The organism is Sulfitobacter sp. 1A12779, assembly GCF_043557315.1.
Taxonomy (GTDB): domain Bacteria; phylum Pseudomonadota; class Alphaproteobacteria; order Rhodobacterales; family Rhodobacteraceae; genus Sulfitobacter; species Sulfitobacter faviae.
This window is the reverse complement of record NZ_JBIFFU010000018.1, coordinates 21,801-42,146: the sequence shown is the minus strand read 5'-3', so window position 1 is coordinate 42,146 and position 20,346 is coordinate 21,801. Positions and strand designations below refer to the sequence as shown.

General features: G+C 62.8%; 18 protein-coding genes. 16 read left to right on the top strand and 2 right to left on the bottom strand.

Going from position 1 to position 20,346, the window contains the following annotated elements:
• Positions 1-14: 14 nt before the first annotated feature.
• The 10 genes from glnA (at position 15) to ligD (ending at position 10,254) form a co-directional block, all read left to right on the top strand.
• On the top strand, positions 15-1,421 hold the full coding sequence (gene glnA, locus ACGYLQ_RS16625; RefSeq protein ID WP_168613076.1) for a type I glutamate--ammonia ligase: 1,407 nt from the start codon (positions 15-17) through the stop codon (positions 1,419-1,421).
• 141 nt (positions 1,422-1,562) lie between these two features.
• Positions 1,563-2,153 (top strand): exopolysaccharide biosynthesis protein, encoded by a 591-nt coding sequence (locus ACGYLQ_RS16620; RefSeq protein WP_394443973.1) that lies wholly within the window; start codon positions 1,563-1,565, stop codon positions 2,151-2,153.
• Between the two features lie 82 nt (positions 2,154-2,235).
• Positions 2,236-2,466, top strand: coding sequence for a hypothetical protein (locus tag ACGYLQ_RS16615; RefSeq protein ID WP_394443972.1), 231 nt, complete (start codon positions 2,236-2,238; stop codon positions 2,464-2,466).
• Positions 2,467-2,562: 96 nt separating this feature from the next.
• Complete coding sequence (locus ACGYLQ_RS16610) at positions 2,563-3,363, top strand: lytic transglycosylase domain-containing protein (RefSeq protein WP_394443970.1); 801 nt, start codon at positions 2,563-2,565, stop codon at positions 3,361-3,363.
• 286 nt (positions 3,364-3,649) lie between these two features.
• Positions 3,650-4,267: a hypothetical protein gene (locus ACGYLQ_RS16605; protein ID WP_168613080.1), complete on the top strand. Its 618-nt coding sequence runs from the start codon at positions 3,650-3,652 to the stop codon at positions 4,265-4,267.
• Positions 4,264-4,662, top strand: coding sequence for a phage holin family protein (locus ACGYLQ_RS16600; RefSeq protein ID WP_067266354.1), 399 nt, complete (start codon positions 4,264-4,266; stop codon positions 4,660-4,662). Before ACGYLQ_RS16605 ends, ACGYLQ_RS16600 begins: the two co-directional genes overlap by 4 nt.
• Positions 4,652-5,923 carry a DUF3618 domain-containing protein gene (locus ACGYLQ_RS16595; protein WP_394443969.1) on the top strand — a complete coding sequence of 424 codons (1,272 nt, stop codon included), beginning with the start codon at positions 4,652-4,654 and terminating at the stop codon, positions 5,921-5,923. The genes ACGYLQ_RS16600 and ACGYLQ_RS16595 overlap by 11 nt, the downstream gene beginning before the upstream one ends.
• A gap of 74 nt (positions 5,924-5,997) precedes the next feature.
• The gene (locus ACGYLQ_RS16590; RefSeq protein ID WP_394443968.1) at positions 5,998-6,945 is read left to right on the top strand and encodes a YihY/virulence factor BrkB family protein; all 948 of its coding nucleotides are present in this window, start codon (positions 5,998-6,000) and stop codon (positions 6,943-6,945) included.
• 10 nt (positions 6,946-6,955) lie between these two features.
• Positions 6,956-7,795 carry a Ku protein gene (locus ACGYLQ_RS16585; RefSeq protein WP_394443966.1) on the top strand — a complete coding sequence of 280 codons (840 nt, stop codon included), beginning with the start codon at positions 6,956-6,958 and terminating at the stop codon, positions 7,793-7,795.
• Positions 7,795-10,254, top strand: a complete 2,460-nt coding sequence (gene ligD, locus ACGYLQ_RS16580; RefSeq protein ID WP_394443965.1) for a DNA ligase D — start codon at positions 7,795-7,797, stop codon at positions 10,252-10,254. The genes ACGYLQ_RS16585 and ligD overlap by 1 nt, the downstream gene beginning before the upstream one ends.
• 38 nt (positions 10,255-10,292) lie before the next feature.
• Here ligD and ACGYLQ_RS16575 read toward each other — a convergent pair whose 3' ends face one another.
• Positions 10,293-11,447 carry a trans-sulfuration enzyme family protein gene (locus ACGYLQ_RS16575; protein ID WP_394443963.1) on the bottom strand — a complete coding sequence of 385 codons (1,155 nt, stop codon included), beginning with the start codon at positions 11,445-11,447 and terminating at the stop codon, positions 10,293-10,295.
• A gap of 168 nt (positions 11,448-11,615) precedes the next feature.
• On the opposite strand from ACGYLQ_RS16575, the gene ACGYLQ_RS16570 reads away from it, so the two are divergent.
• The 4 genes from ACGYLQ_RS16570 (at position 11,616) to ACGYLQ_RS16555 (ending at position 15,631) form a co-directional block, all read left to right on the top strand.
• A complete protein-coding gene (locus ACGYLQ_RS16570) occupies positions 11,616-12,827 on the top strand; it encodes an alpha/beta fold hydrolase (RefSeq protein WP_394443962.1) in 1,212 nt (403 codons plus the stop codon).
• A 219-nt stretch (positions 12,828-13,046) separates the two neighbouring features.
• On the top strand, positions 13,047-14,351 hold the full coding sequence (gene purB, locus ACGYLQ_RS16565) for an adenylosuccinate lyase (RefSeq protein WP_394443961.1): 1,305 nt from the start codon (positions 13,047-13,049) through the stop codon (positions 14,349-14,351).
• Positions 14,352-14,425: 74 nt separating this feature from the next.
• Positions 14,426-14,584: a hypothetical protein gene (locus ACGYLQ_RS16560; RefSeq protein ID WP_394443960.1), complete on the top strand. Its 159-nt coding sequence runs from the start codon at positions 14,426-14,428 to the stop codon at positions 14,582-14,584.
• 138 nt (positions 14,585-14,722) lie between these two features.
• Positions 14,723-15,631 carry a lysophospholipid acyltransferase family protein gene (locus ACGYLQ_RS16555; RefSeq protein ID WP_394443959.1) on the top strand — a complete coding sequence of 303 codons (909 nt, stop codon included), beginning with the start codon at positions 14,723-14,725 and terminating at the stop codon, positions 15,629-15,631.
• Between the two features lie 13 nt (positions 15,632-15,644).
• Here the strand turns inward: ACGYLQ_RS16555 and ACGYLQ_RS16550 are convergent, their stop codons facing one another.
• Positions 15,645-16,355, bottom strand: a complete 711-nt coding sequence (locus ACGYLQ_RS16550) for a DUF1223 domain-containing protein (RefSeq protein WP_394443957.1) — start codon at positions 16,353-16,355, stop codon at positions 15,645-15,647.
• Between the two features lie 252 nt (positions 16,356-16,607).
• On the opposite strand from ACGYLQ_RS16550, the gene acnA reads away from it, so the two are divergent.
• Positions 16,608-19,382 (top strand): aconitate hydratase AcnA, encoded by a 2,775-nt coding sequence (gene acnA / locus ACGYLQ_RS16545; RefSeq protein WP_067266372.1) that lies wholly within the window; start codon positions 16,608-16,610, stop codon positions 19,380-19,382.
• A 143-nt stretch (positions 19,383-19,525) separates the two neighbouring features.
• Positions 19,526-20,338, top strand: a complete 813-nt coding sequence (locus ACGYLQ_RS16540; protein ID WP_394443956.1) for a hypothetical protein — start codon at positions 19,526-19,528, stop codon at positions 20,336-20,338.
• Positions 20,339-20,346 lie beyond the last annotated feature (8 nt).

Sequence of the window (20,346 nt, the reverse complement as noted above, 5' to 3'; positions counted from 1 at the left end):
AAAGGACCTACACGATGGATACCCAGGAATTCCTGAGCAAAATCAAAGATGAAGGCATCGAATATGTCGACATCCGCTTTACCGACACCCGCGGCGCCTTGCAGCACGTAACCATCGTGAGCGATCTGGTCGACGAAGACTTCCTCGAAGAAGGCTTCATGTTCGACGGCTCCTCCATCGCAGGTTGGAAAAGCATCGAAGCCTCCGACATGAAGCTAATGCCCGACGTCAGCACCGCCTATGTCGACCCCTTCTATGCCGAAACCACGATCTGCCTGCACTGCTCCATCGTTGAGCCCGACACCGGCGAAAGCTATGAGCGTGACCCCCGTGGCACCGCGGAAAAGGCCGAAGCCTATCTGCGTTCCTCGGGCATTGGCGACAATGCCTACTTTGGCCCCGAGGCTGAGTTCTTCCTCTTTGACAACGTCAAATTCTCGAACGAAGTCAACAAGGTATCCTACGAAGTCGACGCATCCGACGGCTCGTGGAACACTGACACCGACTATGAGATGGGCAACATGGGCCACCGCCCGGGGCTCAAAGGCGGCTACTTCCCGGTGAACCCGGTGGACGAAGCGCAAGACCTGCGCGCCGAGATGCTCTCTACCATGAAGCGCCTTGGCATGAAGGTCGACAAGCACCACCACGAGGTTGCCTCCTGCCAGCACGAGCTGGGTCTGATCTTTGGTGAGCTGACCAAACAGGCGGATGAAATCCAGAAGTACAAATACGTGATCCACAACGTGGCCCACGCCTATGGCAAATCGGCGACCTTCATGCCGAAGCCGGTCTTTGGCGACAACGGCTCTGGCATGCACGTGAACATGTCGATCTGGAAAGACGGCAAGCCGCTGTTTGCGGGTGACAAATACGCCGACCTCAGCCAAGAAGCGCTGTGGTTCATCGGCGGCATTCTGGCCCACGCCAAATCGCTCAACGCTTTCACCAACCCGACGACCAACAGCTACAAGCGTCTGATCCCGGGTTTCGAAGCGCCGGTTCTGCGTGCCTACTCCGCGCGTAACCGTTCGGGCTGCGTGCGTATTCCGTGGACCGAAAGCCCCAAGGCCAAGCGCGTTGAGGCCCGTTTCCCCGATCCGGCGGCGAACCCCTATCTGGCGTTCTCGGCGCTCTTGATGGCTGGCCTTGACGGCATCAAGAACAAGATCGACCCGGGCGAGGCGATGGACAAGAACCTCTATGACCTGCCCGCGGAAGAGCTGGCAGACATCCCGACAGTGGCCGGTTCGCTGCGCGAGGCGCTGGACGAGCTGTCCAACGACATGGACTACCTGCTGGCCGGTGACGTGTTCACCCGCGACCAGATCGAAGGCTATATCGGGTTGAAGATGGAAGAAGTTCTGAAATTCGAACAGACCCCGCACCCCGTTGAATTCGGCATGTACTACAGCTGCTGATCAGCCACCGGCCCCGCGGGGACGAGAGAGAAATTCGAAAGGGCGCGGTTCATTCCGCGCCCTTTTGCTTGGCGCCCCCCCGGGAACAGAGCCTGCCCTACCGCGTTGGCTTGGCAGAGCAGCAAGAAAGGGGTGCGCATCATGGCCGAGGATTCAACGGCGCTGACGGATGTTGTCGATGAGTTGAAAGACGCCTCCGAGGGGAAAGAGACCGTTGAAGTTGGCCAATTGATCGACGCGCTCGACCAGCGCGGCTATGGCCCCGCCCTTGCCGTGCTGCCGCTGATGGAGCTTACCCCCTTGGGCGGCATTCCCGGTTTTCCCACCGCTCTGGCGCTTTTGGTTGGCATTCTCGCCCTGCGGATGCTGCTGGGGTATGAGCATTTCTGGGCCCCCAACTGGCTGCGCAAGCGCACATTGGATACCGACAAGGTGCTGAAATCCGTCGAATGGCTGCGGCCCGTCTCACAATGGATCGACGACAAGCTACAGGCCCGGCTGTCGCGCATCGCAGGCCCCACCGGTCAAAAGGTCGCCTGCGTCGTCATCCTTTGCCTGTGCTTTTCCGTCCCCCCGCTTGAGGTTGTGCCCTTCGCCACCTCCGCGCCGATGATCGTGATTTCCATCTTCGGACTGGCCCTGCTCTATCGCGACGGTCTGCTGATGCTGCTGGGCTTTATCGGCGCCGGGATCGCGGCTTTTGCAGGCGCGTCCTATTTTCTGGGTGGCTGACCGCCCCGCGCCGCACCATCGCCATAAAAGGGCCATAGCGCCCAAGCAATCTTAACCACGACCCTGCAGAGGAAGCGGATAGATGGCGATTTCCACGACGACCTTTAACGAGCGGCTGCACCGCATCGAACAGCGCGCAAAACAGGCGCGCGGCAAGCAGCGCCGCGCCAAGCGCAGCCGCAAAGGGCTGGTCTTTCTGGTGACCATCGGCCTGCTCTTTGGCGGGGCAAGCTTCGCTCAAGACAGCGCGCCGCATGTCAATCTCTGGGCCGGCACCGCCTTTGAGTATATCCGTGCGCTACTGCCCCGCTGAGGGCCAAAGATTTTCCCTTTCGGTCGCCAAGTGAGTTGAACCGTTTCCCATATGGGCTAACCTCTGCTCGGCATACAGACGCAGAGGGTCAATCTCATGTTCAAAACACTTTTCACCACAACCGCGGCCATCTGCACCTTCATGGCCGCGCCGACATTGGCCGCGCAATGCGGCAATACGGCCAATGACTTTGAGGCATGGAAAGGCGCTTTCGCCCAAGAGGCCCGCGCCGCAGGCGTCGGCCAGCGCGGCTTGGACGCATTGGCAAGCGCGCGCTACGCCAATGGCACCATCGCCGCCGACCGGAACCAGAAATCCTTCAAATACTCCCTGTCCAAGTTCATGCAGGTGCGCGGCGCGGATACGATCGTGGCCCAAGGCCGCAAACGCAAAGCGCGCAACGCCGGGCTCTATAACGCGCTTGAGCAGCGTTATGGCGTGCCTGCCGGTGTCTTGCTGGCAATCCATGGGATGGAGACGGGCTTTGGCGGTTTCATGGGCAATAGCGCTGTTGTCTCGGCCATCACCACGCTGGCCTATGACTGCCGCCGCTCCGACTTTTTCGTGCCCCATGCCATTGGCGCGCTGAAACTGGTCGACCGTGGCGCCATCACCTCTAACACCCAAGGCGCGAAACATGGTGAGTTGGGTCACACGCAATTCCTGCCCGGCAACGCGCTGCGCTATGGCGTTGACGGCAATGGCGACGGTCGGGTCGATTTCTACAATCAGGTCGACGCGCTGGCCTCCACCGCCAATTTCCTTCGCCAGAAAGGCTGGCAGCCGGGGGCGGGCTATCAAGAGGGACAGCCGAACTTCCGCGTGATCCAAGCTTGGAACGCGGCGGGTGTATACCAAAAGGCCATCGCCATCATGGCGAGCCGCATCGACGGCTAAGATCACACTTAAACTTTGTTAAGCGGCGGCGCGTCCCAATCGGGGCGCGCCGCTTGCTTTTGTGCAATAGGCACGCCTTTGCGCCCCATTTTCCCCCCGCAAGCCAAGGGGTTCCCAGCAATCTTTTACCCCGCCCGGGGAACCGCGCGCGGCGTCAGTCGTTGGACCGTAGATAAGCAAATAGCTGCAGACGAATGGAGGGACCCATGCACGGAATTTTCTACCTCATCGGCCTGATCGTGGTCGTTCTCGCGATCCTGAATCTCGTATTTTAAAGGAGGTCACCATGCCCGACAACAACACCACACAGACCCAAAGCGCCGCCGCCAAAGAGCAGGCGACCGCTGCGAAAGACAAAGCCGCCGCTGCCGCGAGCAACGCCGCTGAATCCGCCAAGGCACAGGCCCGCGACGTGGCCGACACCGTATCCGCCGAAGCAACTAACTACGCCTACCAAGCGCGCGACACCGCCGCTGATGAGGTCAAAGGCGTGGCCTCTGCCCTGCGCACCGCGGCTGATGAGCTGCGCAGCGGCTCCCCGCAGGAGCGCAGCTTTAGCCAGTTGGCCGACGGTCTCGCCGATGTCTCTGACAGCATGCGCGACAAGGATCTGGGCGAAATGATGGGCGATCTGAACGGTTTCGCCAAGCGCAACCCGATGGTCTTCCTCGGTGGCGCCGCCCTGCTGGGCTTCGTGGCGACCCGTTTCGCCAAAGCCTCCAGCGATCGGCCTCAGGGCGGCTACGGCGGCACCGGCGTCGAATATGACGACGACGACCGCATCGATCGCCCGATGACCGGCACGCCGCCCACCGGTGCCGCCAGCACCGTGCCCGGCCGCACCGCCGCTCAGCCGACAACTCAGCCTGCCGCGCCCAACGTCGTTACAGGAGATAAAGTATGACCACCGAAAGCAACAAATCCGCCGGGAGCCTGCTGACCGAAGCACTCTCCCACGTCAGTTCGCTAATGCGCAAAGAGGTCGATCTGGCCCGCGCCGAAGTGAATGAGAACCTGAAACACGCGGGCGTGGCCATTGGCCTGATCGTCGGCGCCGTGGTTGTGGCCCTCACCGCCCTGAACGTGTTGAGCGCCGCCCTCGTCGCTGCTCTGACCGAAGCTGGCATCGCCGCTGGTTGGTCCGCCGTGATCGTGGGCGTTCTTCTGGCCATCGTCGCCTATGTGATGATCCAGAAAGGCACCAATGATCTGAAGCTCAGCAGCCTTGCACCGAGCCGCACCGCCAAAAACGTCAAGCGTGACGCAGAGACCATGAAGGAGGTCTACGATGACAAATGACTCCAGAAACCCCGAAGAAATTGAACGCGAAATCGAGCGGGAGCGTGCCGGTCTGGCCGATACGCTGGACGATCTCCAAGACCGCTTCTCGGTCGAAGGCATCGCGCGTCAGTTCTCTGACCAGTTCCGCGAGCATGGCGGCGACTGGGGTCGCTCCATCTCTGACGCGGCCAAGCGCAACCCGGTCGCATTGGCGCTGACAGGTGCGGGCCTTGCGTGGATGATGTTCGGCAGCGGCAACAGCCGTGACCGCCGCGGCTACGAAGGACTGGACCGCGACCGCGCACATCCCGTGCCGGTGCCGGTGACCAATACCGAAAACCGCCCGGCCGTGCGGGACGCGCGTCGTTCCTCTGCCCCCGCAAGCGCCTATGCCACAAGCTATGGCTCTCAGCGCGGCGCTGCCGATGATGTGCCCGCATGGGCCCGTGACGTCCATCACGACGATGATGATGGCCGCGGCTTCGGCGATCGTGCCCGCTCTGCCGCAGGCAGCGTGAAAGGGGCCGCAGGCTCCGCGGCGAGCGGTGTATCCAGTGCCGCAGGCTCTGCCGCTGGTAGCGTCAAGGGCGCTGCAAGCTCGGCTGCCGGGCGTGCCCGCTCCGCCGGTTCCTCGGTCGCCAGCGGCGCCCGCTATGCCCGTGACCGCGCGTCCTATGGCACGCGTTCCGCCGTAGACAGCATCCGCAGCACCGCCAGCGGCGCGGCCCATAGCGTACGCGACAGCGCCAATGCCGCCAATGAGCGAGCCCATGCCCTGCGGGACCGTCTGTCGGAAGGCACCGAAAACATGACCGCCGAAGCGCGTGAGCGCATCGTGATGGCCCGTGCCCGCGCTGTGGATGCGTGGAACGCCAGCGGCCGCTATGCTCGTCAGGGCGGTGAGCGTGCCTCGGACATGTTCGAAGAGCATCCGATGGTCGCCGGCGCGCTAGCCCTCGCAGTCGGTGCCGCAATCGGCGCCGCCCTGCCCCGCAGCCGCACCGAAGACGCCTATATGGGCGAGCACAGCGATGCGCTCTTTAACGAAGCCGAGCGTATCTACGCGGAAGAGCGCGACAAGCTGGGCAAGGTCGCCAAGGCCGCGACGGATGAGGCAGGCAAGGTCTTGAAAGAGACCAAAGACAATGCCGATGCCGCCGCCGACGAAGAGACCGCCGCCGATGCCGCCGTGAAAAAGGCAAAGGAAAGCGGTCAGCGCGTCGCGGACGCCGCCAAGAGCGAAGCTGACAAGCAAAAGCTCGGCGACGTGAAGAGCTAAGCCAAGCAACGCCCGCTCCCGGCCTCGGGGGCGGGCATATTTTACGATACGAATTTAACGTCAAAGGACCAGATATGGCGCGCGGACGGAAAGCGGAAACGCCGATGGAGATACCGGCCCCCGGATGGAAAGACATCCTGTTGCGGGTCAAGGATGAGATCGCCGCCGATCATGTGTCGCTTGTCGCCGCTGGTGTCGCCTTTTACGCACTGCTGGCGATTTTCCCTGCCGTGACCGCTCTGATGGCCCTCGCCGGATTGGTGATGGAGCCCGCGCAGGTCACCGCGCAGCTTGAATCCCTGACCAACCTCATTCCCGAAGAAGCCGCCAATATCATCCTCGACCAAGCCGTCGCCGTGACCGGGTCGGAAGAGACGGGTCTGGGCTGGGCCTTCTTGATCGGTCTAGCCCTCGCGCTCTACTCCGCGTCCAAGGGCGTGGGCAGTCTGATGGAGGGTCTGAACGTCGCCTATGACGAGGATGAGACCCGCGGTTTCGTCTCCAAACTGATCTGGACGCTTGGCCTCACCCTCATGTTGATCGGTGTGCTGCTCCTGGGCCTTGCGGCCACGTTGGCCGTGCCCGCTGTGGTCGCCTTTCTCGCCCTGCCCGATTGGGTCGAGACGCTGCTCACCTACGGCAGCTGGGTGCTACTTGCCGCACTTACCGCGCTCGCGCTGGCCGTGCTTTACCGCTACGGCCCCGCCCGCGACGATGCGGAGTGGAAATGGCTCACCCCCGGCTCCATCATCGCCTGCATCTTGTGGATCGTCGCCTCCATCGGGTTTTCGATCTACGTCAGCAACTTCGGCAGCTACAATGAAAGTTTCGGCAGCATGGCCGGGGCGATCATACTGCTGATGTGGCTTTGGATCTCGGCCTTCATCGTGCTTCTGGGGGCTGAGTTTAACTCCGAGATGGAGGCCCAGACCCGTAAGGACAGCACCACCGGCCCGGATGAGCCGATGGGCCAACGCGACGCGGTCAAGGCCGATAAGCTGGGCCGCGCGAAGGGCAAATAGGAGAGTTCTCATGGCACCGCGCGCACTTTGGAAAGGTCAACTTCGCCTCTCGCTGGTGTCGATCCCGGTCGAGATATTCTCGGCCACCAAGACCAGTTCCAAAGTCTCTTTCCGGCAAATTCACAAGCCCTCGGGCAAGCGGGTCCGCTATGAGAAATCCGTGCCCGGCATCGGCCCGGTCAAGGCCGAGGATATCGTCAAAGGCTATGAGGTCGGCAGCGACGAATATATCCTGCTCGACCCCGATGAAGTGGATGAGATCAAGCTAGAGACGAAAAAGACCTTTGAGCCGGTGCAATTCGTTGATGCCTGCGAAATCTCTCCGCTCTATTTCGACAAACCCTATTACATCACCGCTTCCGACGATCTGGCCCAAGACGCCTACCGCGTGGTGCGCGATGCGCTGCGCCAATCCGGCAAGGTTGGTTTGGGGCAGGTCACCATGCGCGGCAAGGAATATCTGGCCTGCGTCAAACCCTGCGGCGACGGGCTGTTGATGGAGACGCTGCACTATGCCGATGAGCTGCGCGAGGCGGATCAGATCTTCACTGATATCGAGGACGACAAGACCGACAAGGAATTGCTCGATGTCGCGACCTCGCTCATCGACAAGAAAACCGCGCCCTTCGACGCCTCCGCCTATACCGACAAATATACCGAGGCGATGCAAAAGCTGTTAGATGCGAAGGTAAAGAACAAAAAGACCCCGCGCGTGCAGACCGGGGATGACAGCGCCGCCGAGGGCGAGAATGTGATCGACCTCATGGGCGCGCTGAAAGAGAGCCTGAAAGAAGCGGGCGGCGGGAAATCCAGCGCCAAGAAAAAGGCGCCGCGTAAGAAGGCCTCGTGATGGCCAAATCCCCCGACAGGCTGGCCAGCTACAACGCCAAACGCGATTTCGAGGCGACAGCGGAGCCGCGCGGCCAGATCGGCAGCGGCGCGGGGCAAAGCTTTGTCGTTCAGAAACACGATGCCACCCGCCTGCACTATGATTTCCGCCTTGAATGGGAGGGGGTGCTGCTAAGCTGGGCTGTCACCAAAGGCCCCTCCCCCGACCCGTCGGAAAAACGCCTTGCCGTGCGGACCGAGGACCATCCGCTCGACTACGGCGGCTTTGAGGGGACGATCCCCAAGGGGCAATATGGCGGCGGTACGGTCATGCTTTGGGACCGGGGCACATGGATGCCGCAGGGCGATGTGGCCAAGGGTCTGAAAGACGGCAAACTCAAGTTCACGCTGCAAGGGCAGCAGATGCAGGGCGGCTGGACGCTGGTGCGGATGCGGGGCCGGGAAAAGCGCGAGAACTGGCTGCTGATCAAAGAGCGCGACGACTATGCCCGTGATCTGCCCGATGGGCTGACCAAAGGCACCGCCCGGTCAATCACCACGGGCCGCACCATGGCCGAGATCGCCAAGGACGCCCCCGCCAAAAAGGTCGCCGACCCGCGCCCCAAGCGCAAAGGCAAGAACCCCGCTTTCGTCAAACCCCAGCTTGCCACCCTTGTTGCCGACGCGCCCGAGGGAGACGGTTGGATGCATGAGACCAAGTTCGACGGCTATCGCTGTCTGGTGTCCCTGGGCAAGAACGGCACGCGGCTTTTCACCCGCTCCGGCAAGGATTGGACCGATAAGTTCGGCGCGCTTGGGGCCGCCTTTGATCTGCTGCCCTGCGACCGGGCGCTCTTGGATGGAGAGGTCATGGCGGCCAAGATCAACGGTTCGGCCTTCTCTTCGTTGCAAAAGGCGCTGAAAGAGGGGCATCCGCTGGTCTTTTACGCCTTCGATCTGCTGTCACTCGATGGTGAGGATTTTCGCGACGCGCCGCAGTTGGACCGCCGCGCGCGTCTGGCGCAGTTGCTATCCGGCGTGCCCGCAGGCGGGCCGCTGCGGCTGAGCGAGCATGTCATCGGCCATGGTCCCGAAGTCTTCGACCGCGCCTGCAAAGCCGGAGCTGAGGGGATCATCTCCAAACGCATCGACGCGCGCTATTCCGGCAGACGCAGCAAAAGCTGGCTCAAGGTCAAATGCACCCGGCGGCAGGAATTCGTCATCATCGGCTATTCCCCCTCCGACAAAAAGGGCCGCGCCTTTGCCTCGCTCCTGCTGGGCAGCCATGAGGGCGGGGAATTGCGCTACAAAGGCCGCGTCGGCACGGGGTTTTCCGAGGCGGTGATGGCCGACCTCGCCCGCGCCATGACCACCCGCAAGACCCCGCCCGCAGGCGATGTGCCTGCGGAGGTGGCGCGCGATGCCAAATGGGTCCGCGCCGATCTGGTGGCCGAGGTCGACTTTGCCGAGTTTACCGACGATGGCGTGATCCGGCACGGCAGTTTTCTGGGCCTGCGCGAGGATAAGGACGCGGGCAGCGTGACCTTGGAGGAACCGCAAGAGGAGCCTAAGATGGACAGCGACAGCAAGATCGGCGGCGTGCAGATCAGCAACGCCGACCGCAGAGTCTTCCCCGATGCGGGCTGCACCAAGGGCGATGTGGCACGGCATTACGAACGTGTCGGGGAGCGGATGATCGACCTCATGGGCCACCGTCCGCTGTCGCTTTTTCGCTGCCCTTCGGGGATCGACGGGCAATGTTTCTTTCAAAAACATGACAGCGGCGGGATGCCCGACGCGCTGTCACGCGTCTGGATCGAGGAAAGCGATGGCGACGCCGCGGATTACCTCTATGCCACGCGCCCCGAAAGCCTGATCGCGGCGGCGCAGATGGGCAGTCTGGAATATCACATCTGGGGCGCGCGGGTGGATCGGTTGGACCGCCCCGACCGGCTGGTCTTTGATCTCGACCCCGATGAAGGGTTAGACTGGGCCGATGTCCGCGCAGCAGCGTTTGAGCTGCGCGATGCGTTGGCGGCCCTCGGCCTGCAATCGGGGGCCATCGTCACCGGCGGCAAGGGCGTGCATGTCTGGCTGGCCCTGCGCCGCACGCGCGGTTGGGAGACGGTCAAACTTTTCGCCAAGACCTTTGCCCATGTCATGGCCGCGCAAGACCCCGACCGCTATGTCGCGACCATGTCCAAGGCCAAGCGCAAGGGTCGAATTTTCATCGACTGGCTGCGCAATGAACGCGGTGCCACGGCCATCGCGCCCTACTCCCTTCGCGCGCGCCCCGGTGCACCGGTTGCCGTGCCGGTGACTTGGGAGGAATTAGAGACGCTCGACAGCGCGAATGGTTTCCACATGGGCGATATGGCCGCACGGCTGGACCAGCCCTGTCCGGCACTGGCGGTGCAGGAGGATCTGCAATCGCTGACCGATGGGGTGATCGACAAGTTGCAGGAATGGTCTGAAACGTGAGGCAAGATTGGTCGCGAGGCTGCGCGGCCAATTTCGTTTCACTGCCCGAGCGCTTGGCCCAGATCGGCACCAAGGTCTTCGACGTCCTCGATCCCGACCGACAGGCGCAACAGCCCCTCGGGGATCCCGGTATGCGGCTCGATCGTGTGGCGATGCTCGACAAGGCTTTCCACCCCGCCGAGCGAGGTCGCGCGGTGGAACAGCTGCAACCGCCCCGCCGCTTTCAACGCCGCCTCGGCCCCGCCTTTGACGACAAAGGACAACAGCCCGCCATAGCCCCCGCGCATCTGCTGCGCGGCCAGCGCATGGCCGGGGTGGTCCGGCAGGCCGGGGTACATCACCTGTTCCACCTGCGGATGATCCGACAGAAATTCGGCTAAAGCCATGGCATTGCGAGACATTTCGCGCATCCTGAGCGGCAGGGTGCGCATCCCACGCGCCAAAAGCCACGCCTCCATCGGGCCAATCACCGCGCCCGCCTCATTGCGGTCATCGCGGATCATCTGCCAGCGCGGCGTCTCGGCGTCTTTGGTGGCGAGCGATCCGGCCAGAACATCGGAATGGCCGTTGATCCCCTTGGTCGCCGAATGCATCACGATATCCGCGCCATGCTCCAACGGGTGGCTCAGCACCGGCGAGGCTGCGGTGCTGTCGACCACCAGCGTCGCGCCCACCTCATGCGCGGCGGCAGCGGCCCCGGCGATATCGGTGATCCGCAGCCATGGGTTCGACGGCGTCTCGATCAGGCAGAGGTCAGGCTTTTCGGCGCGGCACAGGGCGGCGAAGGCATCAAGGTCGCTCGCGTCCACCTCATGAAGAGCGATCTGGCGCCGGGCGCAGAAATCGCGGATCCATTTCGTCGTGCCCCAGTAAATCTGGCTCTGCACCACCACGCTCGCCCCATTGGGCACGGTGCGAAAGACCGCCGCGATGGCCGCCATGCCCGAGGGGAAGATCAGCGTCTCGTCGGCCCGTTCCAGCGCGTTCAGCATACGCTCCGCCACGCGGGTGTTCTCGTTATGCGAGCGCAGATAGACGTTGTCGGGGTTGACCAGATCGTAATTCTCATCCCGCAGATAGGTGGTGGCGAATTGCACCGGCGGCACCACCCCGCCTGACGCGGGATCGACGGCGCCCGCGGCTTGGGCCGCGATGGTGGCAGGGTGCAGGTTCGGTTTGGGGGGCTGGGCCAAGATATGTCTCCGACAGGGGTTTTGCGCAAGTCGTATACAAAGCAACAAGCCGGGGCAAATGCGATCACGCGCAGTGCTTTCGCGTCACGCTTGGGTGAGCGCACGGCCCCGGCCCTTGATCCGCCCGCTAGAGATGTCACCTTTACCCCAAGCAAATTGGAGAGCCTCATGGCCATCGAACGCATCACCTTTCCCGGCCCGGGCGGCACGGAACTCTCCGCACGGTTGGACATGCCGGAGGGGCCGCATCTGGCGACCGCGCTTTTCGCGCATTGTTTTACCTGCGGGAAAGACATCCCCGCCGCGCGGCGCATCGCGGGCCGTTTGGCGGCGATGGGGATTGCGGTGCTGCGTTTTGACTTCACCGGGCTAGGCCATTCAGAGGGTGATTTCGAGGAGACGTCGTTCTCGTCCAACGTCGATGATCTGCTCGCCGCTTGCCGGTATCTGTCGGGCCGTGACATGGCCCCCGCGCTTTTGATCGGCCATTCACTGGGCGGCGCGGCAGTGCTTAAAGCCGCCGCACAACTGCCCCATGTCAGCGCCGTCGCCACGCTCGGCGCGCCTTTCGATCCGGCCCATGTGACCCATAACTTCGCCGAGAGCCTGCCCGAGATTTCGGAAAATGGGAGTGCCGAGGTCAATCTCGGTGGGCGGCCTTTCACCATCAGTCAGGGGTTCATCGACGATCTGCAGGGGGCCACGCTCGCCCCCGATATCGCGGGGCTGAAAGCCGCGCTGCTGGTGATGCACGCGCCGCGCGACGAGATCGTCAGCATCGACAACGCCGGACAGATTTTCATGGCCGCGCAACACCCCAAAAGCTTTGTCACGCTGGACGATGCCGACCACCTGATCACCCGCCCGCGTGACGCCGAATATGCGGCAGAGATCATCGCCACATGGGCGGATCGCTACATGGAGCTGAAATCCCCCGCCCCGCCCCCCGGCGCGCCCGAAGGCATCGTGCGCGTGACCGAAGCGGATGCCGATGGGTTCTTGCAAGACGTGAACGCAGGCCCGCATCACCACGCGCTGGCGGATGAGCCGCGGGCCTATGGCGGCACCAACCGCGGCATGTCGCCCTATGGGTTTTTGTCTGCCGGATTGGGGGCTTGCACCTCGATGACCATCCGCATGTATGCCCGGCGCAAGGGCTGGCCGCTCGACGGCGTGAGCGTGGATGTCTGCCACGACAAGGTGCACGCGCAGGACGCATGCACCGGCGCGGCAGAGAAGATCGACACTTGGCGGCGGCGTATCCGGCTGGAGGGGGATTTGACCGAGGAGCAGCGCCAGCGGTTGTTGGAGATCGCGGACAAGTGTCCGGTGCATCGCACGTTGGAACAGAGTTCTACGGTGGTGACCGAACTGCTTTAGCTACAACAGGTTTACCATCCCGGCCCGGAATCAAGCCGCAGGCGCCGGGCCATCGTCTGCCCACCCGTCACGCCAAAGGCGTGCCGATATACACTGGCGCACCTTTGGTGCGACCGGGTAGGCGATGGCCCTCGTCACCCTCCCCCCTCAGACTTGTCCTTAACCCCAAGTCAGTCTATGCCGCCCTTGACCCATCCCCTGTCCTAAAAAGGTGCGCGCATGATCCCCCGCTACTCCCGTCCCGATATGGTTGCCGTTTGGTCGCCGGAAACGAAATTCCGCATCTGGTTCGAGATCGAGGCCCATGCCTGCGACGCCATGGCCGATCTGGGCACCATCCCGCGCGAAAACGCCGACGCCGTGTGGAAAGCCAAGGACGTCGAATTCGACGTGGCCCGCATCGACGAGATCGAAGCCGTGACCAAACATGACGTCATCGCCTTCCTCACGCATCTGGCCGAACATGTCGGCAGCGATGAGGCACGTTTCGTGCATCAGGGGATGACCTCCTCCGACGTACTCGACACTTGTTTCAACGTGCAACTGACCCGTGCCGCCGACCTGCTGCTCGACGGTATGGACAAGCTGCTCGCCGCGCTGAAGAAACGCGCGCTTGAGCATAAAGACACCGTGCGCGTGGGCCGCAGCCACGGCATCCACGCAGAACCGACCACCATGGGCCTCACCTTTGCCCGTTTCTATGCCGAGATGGACCGCAACCGCGCCCGCCTCGTCGCCGCGCGTGAGGAGATTGCCACCGGTGCGATCTCGGGCGCTGTTGGCACTTTCGCCAATATCGACCCGCGCGTTGAAGAGCATGTCTGTGAGAAATTGGGCCTCAACCCCGAGCCAATCTCGACCCAAGTCATCCCGCGCGACCGTCATGCGATGTTCTTTGCCACGCTCGGCGTCATCGCCAGCAGCATCGAAAACGTCGCGATCGAGATTCGTCACATGCAGCGTACCGAGGTGCTGGAAGGGGCGGAATTCTTCTCCATGGGGCAAAAAGGCTCCTCGGCCATGCCGCATAAGAAGAACCCGGTGTTGACCGAGAACCTGACTGGGCTGGCCCGCCTCGTGCGCATGTCGGTGATCCCGGCGATGGAAAACGTGGCGCTTTGGCACGAGCGCGACATCTCGCATTCCTCTGTCGAGCGCGGCATTGGCCCCGATGCCACCGTAACGCTGGACTTCGCCCTGCACCGTCTGGCGGGCGTCGTCGACAAGATGCTGATCTTCCCCGAGAACATGCTGGAAAACATGAACAAATTCCCCGGCCTTGTGATGAGCCAGCGGGTGCTTCTGGCCCTGACCCAGGCGGGCGTGAGCCGCGAAGATGCCTATTCCATGGTGCAGCGCAACGCGCTGAAGGTCTGGGAAGAACGGCTCGATTTCCGCGAGCTGCTGCTGGCCGATGAAGAGGTCGTCGCCGCCTTGGGCGAAGATGGCATCAACGAGAAATTCGACATGGGCTACCACACCAAACATGTCGACACGATCTTTAAGCGCGTCTTCGGCGCATGACACGCGGATCGTAACGCTTTGAGATTGGCGCGGGTGGGTGTACCCTATCCGCGCCTGTCAAAGGAGCAAACGACATGAAACTCGCACTGACACTCGGCGCCCTCATGGCGCTCACGGCCCCCTCCCTCGCCCTCGCCTCGGGCTGCGTCCATGACAAACAGGTCATGACCTGCGCGGAGGGTATGAAACTCGACATCAGCACCGGCACCTGCGTGCCGGACGCCACCGCCTGAGCTTTCCACCGGCGGCAAAGTAAAATGCCCCCTGCCCGGGCCTCTGACGGCTGACCCCGGCCTATGCCGCCCGGCATGGCTTGTTGCGCGCGTCGGCGCAGGCTATGTCAGGAAAAGTTTAACAGCCTGTCAGAGCCCATGTCGGACCCAGCCACCAAAGCCAAAAAGCCCTATCCCTTCGGTCGCCGGGCCCGGCATTACCTAAGCAACCTGCTGATCGTCGGGATTATTCGCACGGCTTTGGCCCTGCCCTATAAGACGCGGGTCGGCTTTGTCGGCGGATTGGTGCAGCATATTCTGGCCCCGCTCGCGGGCTACCGCCGCCGTGCGCTGGACAATCTGGAGCATGTCTGGCCCGAGATGCCGCTTGCTCGGCGTGAGGAAATCGCGACCCGCTGCCTCAACAATCTCGGCCGGTCTTTTATCGAGAATTACTCCGCCGAGGATTTTCCCAAACGCATGGCCGAGGTGGCCCCACAGGGGCCGGGCATGGCGGCGCTGGAAGAGGCCAACCGCACGGGCCAGTCGGTGATCCTCGTGACCGGGCATTACGGCAATTACGAAGCGGCGCGGGCCTCCCTCGTGGCGCGGGGCTATGACATCGGCGGGCTCTACCGCAAGATGAAGAACCCCTATTTCAACGCGCATTACGTCAAGACGCTCGAAGCCTTCGGCGGGCCGGTGTTCCCCCAAGGGCGGCGCGGCACGACGGGCTTCGTGCGGCATCTGAAACAGGGCGGTCGGCTGGTGCTGCTGTTCGACCAGCATGTCATCCGCGCACCGATCCTCGATTTCATCGGCAAGCCTGCCCGCACCGCCATCTCGGCGGCGGAACTGGCGCTGCGCTATGATGCGCTGCTGATCCCCTTTTATGGCATTCGTCAGGACGATGGCGTCAGCTTTGACGTGGTGCTCGAAGCGCCGGTGCCGCATAGCGATCCGATGACCATGACGCAGGCGCTGAACGACAGTCTGACCGCGCAGGTCACCAAGACGCCGGAACAGTGGTTCTGGGTGCACCGCCGCTGGCGCCCGCACGAAAAATGACGGCTCGCGCGCCTTACTTGATGCGGGCAGCGGCGAGGATCGCCCCCGGCCCGCCCTGCTCTTTGCGCTGAACGATGACCACGACGGGCAGATCGCCTTCGGCCTCGGCACGCAGTGACAGCGGCGCTGCCCCGTCCCATTCCGCCAAGACCTGCCAGCCCTCCACCACATTGCTATGCTCCATCACATGGCCTGCATTTTCACCGCGCGTGACCTTGGTCCGCTCCATCGGGGAATAGCGCAGCATGTGGATCTGCATCGGCCCCACGCCTTTGGCCAAAGAGTCTGCCGTGATCTCAACCGCTCCACCTGACCGCGCGACCGTCAGCGCCACCTGCGGCGCGGCCTCTGCATGACGTTCGACCGCGTCCATCAGTTTCATCGGTTTCGCGCCGACGATATCGGTCTGCCCCTGCACGATCAGCTCAGGCGTATAAACGCTGCGCCGCCCGCCGACAGCGGCATAGCCGCGCTGGCGCTCGGCATGGGCCGGATCGCCAAAGGGATCCTCCCAGCCAATGTAATCCCAGTAATCCACATGCAGCGCGAGCGCGATGATATCCTCCCGCTCGGCCAATTCGGCGAGCATCGCATCGGCATCGGGGCAAGAGGAACAGCCCTGAGAGGTAAAGAGTTCGACCACCACAGGCTGCTCCTGCTGAGCCTGCAAGGGCGCGGCCAGCAGCGAAAATGCGGCAAGGACGGGAAAAATCAGGGGCTTCATAAAATTCCAGACGGATCAATATCTCGGTGATGGGTTTGGTCTAACGGCTGGAAGGGTAAAATACCAATCAACCTTTGTTGAAACGCCCGTTAGCGCCCACAGCCGCATGCCGCGCATGATGCCCCCTTTAAAGTCGGTACACAATGGTATACAAAATCGCGCGAAACCGCCTGATAACAGTTGAACCGCCGCGCCCGTAGTGGCATTGAGACGGCAATCTAGCCACCCATCAGACCCCGAAGGGAGCCCGCCATGACAATCCAAGTCGGTCACGACAGTGCCAAGACACGGAAAACCCTCTCCGTTGGCAGCCAGAACGTCGCCTATTACTCCATCCCCGCCGCCGAAGCAGCTGGTCTGGGCGACTTCTCCAAACTGCCAGCGGCGTTGAAAGTCGTTCTGGAAAACATGCTGCGTTTTGAAGACGGCAAGACCGTCACCCAAGACGACATCAAGGCTTTTGCCGAATGGGCGACCAAGGGCGGCAAGAACCCGCGTGAGATCGCCTACCGCCCGGCCCGCGTGCTGATGCAAGACTTCACCGGCGTGCCAGCGGTTGTCGACCTTGCAGCGATGCGCGACGGTCTGGTGGCGCTTGGTGGCGACGCCGACAAGATCAACCCGCTGAACCCCGTCGACCTCGTCATCGACCACTCGGTCATGATCGACGAATTCGGCAACCCGCGCGCCTTCCAGATGAACGTGGACCGCGAATATGAGCGCAACATCGAGCGCTATACCTTCCTCAAGTGGGGTCAGAAGGCGTTTAACAACTTCCGCGTTGTGCCCCCCGGCACCGGCATCTGCCACCAGGTGAACCTTGAGTACCTCAGCCAGACCGTCTGGACCGACAAGGACCAGAACGGCGAGGAAGTCGCCTACCCCGACACGCTGGTCGGCACCGACAGCCACACCACCATGGTCAACGGCGCCGCCGTTCTGGGCTGGGGCGTCGGCGGGATCGAGGCCGAGGCCGCGATGCTGGGTCAGCCGATCTCCATGCTGATCCCCGAGGTCGTTGGCTTTGAGCTGACGGGCCGCATGATGGAAGGCACCACCGGCACCGACCTCGTGCTGAAAGTCGTGGAAATGCTGCGCGAAAAAGGCGTGGTCGGCAAGTTCGTGGAATTCTACGGTGACGGCCTTGACCACCTGCCGCTGGCGGACCGCGCGACCATCGCCAACATGGCGCCTGAGTACGGCGCGACCTGTGGCTTCTTCCCGATCGACGACGAGACCCTGCGCTACCTGACCAACACCGGCCGCGACAAGGACCGCGTGGCGCTGGTCAAAGCCTATGCGCAGGAAAACGGCATGTGGCGCGATGCGGATTACGCGCCGGTCTACACCGACACGCTGAGCCTCGACATGGGCACCATCGTGCCCGCGATCTCGGGCCCCAAGCGTCCTCAGGACTACATCGCACTCGACAAGGCGCACACCGCCTTTGCCGAATACGTCAAAGGCATCCGCGAGGGCAAAGACACCTCCGCGAACTCCGAAATCCGTTGGGAAGGCGAAGGCGGCCAGCCCGAGCCGCAGGAAATCCCCGGTGACGAGGGCCACCACAACCGCGGCTATGTGATGACCGACGACGGCCATTACCAGCTGCATGACGGCTCCATCGTGATCGCCTCGATCACGTCCTGCACCAACACCTCGAACCCCTATGTCATGATCGGTGCGGGCCTCGTGGCGCGCAAGGCGCGTGAGCTGGGCCTGACGCGCAAGCCCTGGGTCAAGACATCGCTGGCGCCGGGCTCGCAGGTTGTGTCGCATTACCTTGAGGCCGCGGGCCTGCAAGACGATCTGGATGCCATCGGCTTCAATCTCGTCGGCTACGGCTGCACCACCTGCATCGGCAACTCCGGCCCGCTGGAAGCGCCGATCAGCAAGGCGATCAACGACTATGACCTGATCGGCACCTCGGTGCTCTCGGGCAACCGTAACTTCGAGGGCCGCATCAGCCCCGACGTGCGCGCCAACTACCTCGCCTCCCCGCCCCTCGTGGTGGCCTATGCGCTGGTGGGTGACATGAACCACGACCTGACCAACAGCCCGCTGGGTCAGGATAAGAACGGCAATGACGTCTACCTGAAAGACATCTGGCCCTCGACGCAGGAAGTCGCCGAACTGGTCGAACAGACCGTGACGCGCGAAGCCTTCCAAGAGAAATACGCCGATGTCTTCAAGGGCGACGAAAAGTGGCAGGCGGTCGAGACCACCGACAGCAAGACCTACGATTGGCCGCCGCAGTCGACCTATGTTCAGAACCCGCCCTACTTCCAAGGCATGTCGCCCGAGCCGGGCACGATCTCGAACATCGAAGGCGCGAAAGTGCTGGCGGTGCTGGGTGACATGATCACCACCGACCACATCTCGCCTGCCGGGTCCTTCAAGGAAACCACGCCTGCGGGTCAGTATCTGACCGAGCGTCAGGTGCCGGTGCGGGAGTTCAACTCCTATGGTTCGCGTCGTGGCAACCACGAGGTCATGATGCGCGGCACCTTCGCCAACATCCGCATCAAGAACGAGATGCTGGACGGCGTCGAAGGCGGCTACACCAAGGGCCCCGATGGCGAGCAGACCTCGATCTTCGATGCCGCCATGGCGCATCAGGAGAACGGCACCCCGCTCGTGATCTTCGGTGGTGAACAGTACGGCGCGGGCTCCTCGCGCGACTGGGCCGCGAAGGGCACCGCCCTTCTGGGTGTGAAGGCCGTGATCGCCGAGAGCTTTGAGCGTATCCACCGCTCCAACCTCGTTGGCATGGGCGTCATCCCCTTCGAGTTCACCGGCGGCGACACCCGCAAATCGCTGGGCCTCACGGGGGATGAGACCGTCTCCATCGAAGGGTTGGACACGATCAAGCCGCTGCAGGAAGTGCCCTGCAAGATCACCATGGCGGATGGCAGCACCAAGGATATCACTCTGAAGTGCCGCATCGATACCGCGATCGAGATCGAATATATTGAGCACGGCGGCGTGCTGCACTACGTGCTGCGCAATCTGGCGAAATCGGCCTAAGCGCCAAACGCCACTGCGAAACAAATCAAGGAGCGGCCCATGCGGGCCGCTCCTTTTTCTTTGCCTCAGGGCCTTGAGCGGGAACCTGCCCGCGCATCAAGGGTTGCCTTCCTAAGACGATTGTTTTCGAGGAAGGCACAGCAATGATAGCAGGTTACGCGCTTGGCGCTTTGGGCGCGGTGATCCTTGTTATCGTCCTGCTGGATTTTCTCTATACCGCCATCGGCGCGGCCCCTGTGGCGCCCCTGTCGGAACGGGTGGCGCGGGCGGCGTTCTTTCTCTTCACGAAAGTCATGCCCAAGGGAAACGCCCGGCACCGCCTCTCTGGCCCAGTGGTGATGACGGCCATCGCGGTGACTTGGATCGTGCTCGTCTCCCTCGGCTGGACCTTGGTGTTTCAGATGAGCCGTGAGGCGGTGGTGATGTCGGACAATGCAGAGCCTGCGGGTTTCGTCCGCGATTCCGCCTTTGTCGGCCATCTGCTTTCCACCCTCGGGGGCGGGCCGCTGCAAACGCAAGGCTCCTTCTGGCAGGTGATGTCGGTGCTTGTTGGGGTCAATGGGATGGTGATCCTCACCCTCTCGGTCAGTTTCGTGCTGTCGACCACCACCACCGTCGCGCAAGCGCGGGGGCTTTTGAGCAAGGCGTCGATGTTCGCGGCGGACAGCGATGAGATGAACACAATCATTATGCCCGCCCTTGCCGATCTGGTGTCGAACCTCAATGCGATGCAGTTCGCGCTTTACTACAGCGCCGAACACCCCGCCCGCCGGGTGCCCGCAGGAATGGTGGAACTGGCCGAGCGGGTGGCCCCCTACCCCGAACAGATGCGCCGCCTGCGCATCGCGCTTGAGCCGCTGCCCGGTTTCACCGCGCCCGAGGGCCGCTTGGACCAACTGACCAACGCCCAATTCATCGACCGTCTGCGCGAATGGGCGCGGCCCTATTCCCTCTGACCCCAAGG

What these genes read in the sequence shown, in the direction of transcription:
- ACGYLQ_RS16620 (WP_394443973.1), top strand. Translation starts at nt 1,563, where the DNA reads ATGGCCGAGGATTCAACGGCGCTGACGGATGTTGTCGATGAGTTGAAA.
- ACGYLQ_RS16550 (WP_394443957.1), bottom strand. Translation starts at nt 16,355, where the DNA reads ATGAAGCCCCTGATTTTTCCCGTCCTTGCCGCATTTTCGCTGCTGGCC.
- purB (WP_394443961.1), top strand. Translation starts at nt 13,047, where the DNA reads ATGATCCCCCGCTACTCCCGTCCCGATATGGTTGCCGTTTGGTCGCCG.
- ACGYLQ_RS16595 (WP_394443969.1), top strand. Translation starts at nt 4,652, where the DNA reads ATGACAAATGACTCCAGAAACCCCGAAGAAATTGAACGCGAAATCGAG.
- ACGYLQ_RS16555 (WP_394443959.1), top strand. Translation starts at nt 14,723, where the DNA reads ATGTCGGACCCAGCCACCAAAGCCAAAAAGCCCTATCCCTTCGGTCGC.
- ACGYLQ_RS16540 (WP_394443956.1), top strand. Translation starts at nt 19,526, where the DNA reads ATGATAGCAGGTTACGCGCTTGGCGCTTTGGGCGCGGTGATCCTTGTT.
- acnA (WP_067266372.1), top strand. Translation starts at nt 16,608, where the DNA reads ATGACAATCCAAGTCGGTCACGACAGTGCCAAGACACGGAAAACCCTC.
- glnA (WP_168613076.1), top strand. Translation starts at nt 15, where the DNA reads ATGGATACCCAGGAATTCCTGAGCAAAATCAAAGATGAAGGCATCGAA.
- ACGYLQ_RS16605 (WP_168613080.1), top strand. Translation starts at nt 3,650, where the DNA reads ATGCCCGACAACAACACCACACAGACCCAAAGCGCCGCCGCCAAAGAG.
- ACGYLQ_RS16585 (WP_394443966.1), top strand. Translation starts at nt 6,956, where the DNA reads ATGGCACCGCGCGCACTTTGGAAAGGTCAACTTCGCCTCTCGCTGGTG.
- ACGYLQ_RS16560 (WP_394443960.1), top strand. Translation starts at nt 14,426, where the DNA reads ATGAAACTCGCACTGACACTCGGCGCCCTCATGGCGCTCACGGCCCCC.
- ACGYLQ_RS16615 (WP_394443972.1), top strand. Translation starts at nt 2,236, where the DNA reads ATGGCGATTTCCACGACGACCTTTAACGAGCGGCTGCACCGCATCGAA.
- ACGYLQ_RS16600 (WP_067266354.1), top strand. Translation starts at nt 4,264, where the DNA reads ATGACCACCGAAAGCAACAAATCCGCCGGGAGCCTGCTGACCGAAGCA.
- ACGYLQ_RS16570 (WP_394443962.1), top strand. Translation starts at nt 11,616, where the DNA reads ATGGCCATCGAACGCATCACCTTTCCCGGCCCGGGCGGCACGGAACTC.
- ACGYLQ_RS16590 (WP_394443968.1), top strand. Translation starts at nt 5,998, where the DNA reads ATGGCGCGCGGACGGAAAGCGGAAACGCCGATGGAGATACCGGCCCCC.
- ACGYLQ_RS16610 (WP_394443970.1), top strand. Translation starts at nt 2,563, where the DNA reads ATGTTCAAAACACTTTTCACCACAACCGCGGCCATCTGCACCTTCATG.
- ligD (WP_394443965.1), top strand. Translation starts at nt 7,795, where the DNA reads ATGGCCAAATCCCCCGACAGGCTGGCCAGCTACAACGCCAAACGCGAT.